Raw genomic sequence first — 3,354 nt, forward strand, 5'->3', positions numbered from 1 at the left:
AACCAACGACCTCTGCATTAGATTTGCTTTTCTGGCATTTGAACGACGAGGCCTTCCAAAGCGTCTGTCACTTTGATCTGGCACGTCAAACGAGAGCGAGCGGGATCGGGCTCAAACGCGAAATCGAGCATGTCTTCTTCCATGTCGTCTTTTGCTGGAACTTTTTCGACCCAATCTGGGTGCACGTAAACATGGCACGTCGAACATGCGCAGGCGCCGCCGCAATCGGCTTCGATGCCCGGGATATTGTTGTCGCGCGCGCCTTCCATCACTGTCATGCCATTTGCAACATCAACAACATGTTCTTTGCCGCCGTGCTCAACGTAGGTAATCTTCGTCATTGTATATTCCTTAACTCTTCTTGCTATTTACCTAGCGCTCAGAATTGCAGCGCGCTAGTGAAATTTGCGGCTAGATGGTCACAGGCACATTCTCGTGAACGATCACTGAACTTCAGACTGTCCCTTTCGCCACAAAAGCTCTATTCTTTAAGCTAGATCGCCATAAAGGCGGCAAGCAGTGAAACAGGCTCGATGCACCAGATCATCAACAAAGCAACGCATTTTGCGGTCGTTCGGCGTGCGGCAGGCACGCTTGGTTTGTGCTTGGTTGCTGCATGCTCTAGCGCACCGCAAGTCGTTTCGAAGGCCTCGTTTGAGGAAACTGATCTCGAATATACCCGCGGCGCCCCGCCTCCCGGTGCGGATGAGGGCAGTTGCTGGGGCAAACATGTCACACCCGCTGAGATCGAAACGGTCACGCATCAGATCCAATTACAGCCTGCTGAAATCCGTTCAGACGGAAGCGTCAGCAGCCCTGCGGTCTACAAGACGGAGACCTCTCAAAGGATCGTGAAAGAGCGTAAAGAGCTTTGGTTTGAAACCCCCTGCGCTCCGACCCTGACACCTGAATTCGTGTCTACGCTTCAGCGTGCCTTGAAAGCGCGCAAACATTATCGTGGGCCAATTACAGGCTACATCGACCCTCGAACGCGCGCAGCGATCCGTCAGTATCAGGAAGAACAAGGACTCGATAGCTCCATCCTATCGCTTGCAGCCGCACGCAAACTGGGTCTCGTGTCCTATGAGGACGCACAACAGAGCTAACAAAAATGCCCAGCACGTGGCTGGGCATTCTTCGGTTTAGTTAGTGGTGACTGTTAACCGTCTTCGAGCGCCAAAGCGACAAAGCGTGGATCACCAGAGCGGCGGACCAAGAGCAGCAAAGACTTGCGACCCGCTTCTTTTGCGCCTTCGATCTGCTTGTTCAGATCCTCAAGCCCAGCCAATTTTTGTTGCCCTGCTTCAGTGATGATATCACCAGCGCGCAGACCTTTTTCATAGGCTTTGCTCATCTCATCCACATCTTGCACAACAAGGCCCGTTGCACTGTCTGCGAGATCAAGTTGCTCGCGCAGCTCGTCTGTGATTTCAGACACTGTCATACCGAGGATTTCGGTCTTTGTCGGTTCTTCGGGCTCAGCTGGTTGAGACGCAGGAACAGCGTTTTGCGCTTCTTCGCGGCGGCCAAGGGTCACCTTCAGCGTTTGTGTTTTTCCATCGCGGAAGACGACAACACGAACCGCTTTACCTACAGCAGTGTTACCCACTGTGCGAACCAAAGACCGCGTATCTTCGACATCCGAACCGTCAAAGCTCATGATGACATCACCCGGCTCAATCCCCGCTTCAGAAGAGGGTCCTTCAGGCACATCCGTGACCATCGCGCCGGCTACTTTTTCAAGGCCAATCGCTTCTGCAACGTCTTCTGTGACGTCTTGGATGCGAACGCCCAGCCAACCGCGACGCGTTTCACCGAACTCTTTCAACTGGTCCACAACACGTACAACAACGTTAGACGCCATAGAGAACCCGATCCCGATGGAACCACCGTTCGGGGACAGGATCGCTGTGTTCACACCGATGACGTCGCCATCCATGTTGAACAGAGGACCGCCAGAGTTACCGCGGTTAATCGCGGCGTCGGTTTGGATGTAGTCGTCATATGAGCCACTGAGCGCACGGTTACGTGCCGATACGATGCCCGCAGAGACAGAGAAACCCTGCCCCAATGGGTTACCCATCGCCATGACCCAATCGCCAACACGGGAAATATCGCTATCGCCAAAGCTGACGAAAGCCAAAGGCGCTTCTGCCTCGACTTTCAGAAGGGCGATATCTGTGTTTGGATCTGTACCGATCACCTTCGCAGGCAGTTCACCACCCTCAAAGAATTCGATCAGGATTTCATCAGCGCCTTCGATCACGTGGTTGTTCGTGACAACGAAGCCATCTTCAGAAATCACAAAACCGGAACCAAGCGCGGAAGAACGACGCGGGCGATTGTTTTCGCCGCCTTCACCGTTATTGCGATCCTGAAATTCGCGGAAGAAATCTTCAAATGGAGACCCTTCTGGAACCACGCCGCGCGGCGCCGTGTTGCGTGCAACTGTGGTCGATGTGGTGATGTTAACAACGGCCGGGCTGATTTTTTCAGCTAGGTCCGCAAAGCTTTCGGGAGCGCCGCGCGCAGCAGCGCTCATCGTTTGAAGCAAGAGCAAAGCAATGCTCAACCCCGCGGCAAGCGCCCATGGGAGCGCTTTACGTGCTTCTTGTCGAGGTGAATGTGAAAGGGCAATAGCCTGTGACATTGTGAGAAGACCTCCTTCTTTGGTCCGAGCCGCAACCAAGTCAAACACGACTTGGGCTTTTGTACTCACCATCTATCTAGGCGCGGATATGCGCAACGCAAATCTCATTACAGTGTTTCAAGCGGATGTGAAGATTACGTGAATAAAGTTACAATTGCCTCAAAGCGCACCAAGCGCGCGCGCCACCAACAAAAGGCATACGCCGAGCAAGATAATCATCAGGCCAAAGGTACGACGCATTTCCAAGGACAGGTTTCGCATCGCTTCAAGAAGGTCTTCAATAAGCGAAGGGGCCAGTGCGTACACCAGCCCCTCGACTATACAGACCAATCCGATTGCCAATAAAATGTTGGCAAACATAGGCTTACTCCGATTTAGTGTCCGATTTCAGATAGTTAAAGAAATCGCTGTCTGGTGACAAAACCATTGTGGAGTTGTTTGCGCCCAGCGCACCACGATAGGCTTCAAGCGAACGATAGAATTCAAAGAATTCTTGGTCCGCGCCATAGGCATCCGCGAAGATCGCGTTGCGTTCCGCGTCCGCTTCACCGCGTGTGATTTCGCTATCACGGCGCGCATCAGATACGATTTCAACCTGCGTTCTGTCTGCCAAAGCGCGCACACGTTGCGCCGCTTCGTTACCACGAGCGATCTCATCGGCAGCTTCACGCTCACGTTCTGCGCGCATACGAGCAAATGTGGAC

At 53.2% G+C, this 3,354-nt stretch carries 4 protein-coding genes and 1 pseudogene; 1 reads left to right on the plus strand and 4 read right to left on the minus strand.

The window, feature by feature from the left end:
* Positions 1–17 precede the first annotated feature (17 nt).
* Positions 18–341, minus strand: a complete 324-nt coding sequence (locus tag ABJQ89_RS03785) for a 2Fe-2S iron-sulfur cluster-binding protein (protein WP_348494939.1) — start codon at positions 339–341, stop codon at positions 18–20.
* A 192-nt stretch (positions 342–533) separates the two neighbouring features.
* On the opposite strand from ABJQ89_RS03785, the gene ABJQ89_RS03790 reads away from it, so the two are divergent.
* Complete coding sequence (locus ABJQ89_RS03790; RefSeq protein ID WP_348494940.1) at positions 534–1,106, plus strand: peptidoglycan-binding domain-containing protein; 573 nt, start codon at positions 534–536, stop codon at positions 1,104–1,106.
* 53 nt (positions 1,107–1,159) lie between these two features.
* Here ABJQ89_RS03790 and ABJQ89_RS03795 read toward each other — a convergent pair whose 3' ends face one another.
* The 3 genes and pseudogenes from ABJQ89_RS03795 to ABJQ89_RS03805 form a co-directional block, all read right to left on the minus strand.
* Positions 1,160–2,650: a Do family serine endopeptidase gene (locus ABJQ89_RS03795; RefSeq protein ID WP_348494941.1), complete on the minus strand. Its 1,491-nt coding sequence runs from the start codon at positions 2,648–2,650 to the stop codon at positions 1,160–1,162.
* 159 nt (positions 2,651–2,809) lie between these two features.
* Complete coding sequence (locus tag ABJQ89_RS03800; protein WP_348494942.1) at positions 2,810–3,010, minus strand: DUF2065 domain-containing protein; 201 nt, start codon at positions 3,008–3,010, stop codon at positions 2,810–2,812.
* Between the two features lie 4 nt (positions 3,011–3,014).
* Positions 3,015–3,354 (minus strand): annotated as a pseudogene (locus ABJQ89_RS03805) (protease modulator HflC); the annotation flags it as partial.

Source organism: Planktotalea sp. (assembly GCF_039984035.1).
Lineage (GTDB): Bacteria > Pseudomonadota > Alphaproteobacteria > Rhodobacterales > Rhodobacteraceae > Planktotalea.

Bases quoted from the DNA above. Each gene is read 5' to 3' on its own strand.
- ABJQ89_RS03785 (WP_348494939.1), bottom strand. From the start codon at position 341: ATGACGAAGATTACCTACGTTGAGCACGGCGGCAAAGAACATGTTGTT.
- ABJQ89_RS03790 (WP_348494940.1), top strand. From the start codon at position 534: ATGCACCAGATCATCAACAAAGCAACGCATTTTGCGGTCGTTCGGCGT.
- ABJQ89_RS03795 (WP_348494941.1), bottom strand. From the start codon at position 2,650: ATGTCACAGGCTATTGCCCTTTCACATTCACCTCGACAAGAAGCACGT.
- ABJQ89_RS03800 (WP_348494942.1), bottom strand. From the start codon at position 3,010: ATGTTTGCCAACATTTTATTGGCAATCGGATTGGTCTGTATAGTCGAG.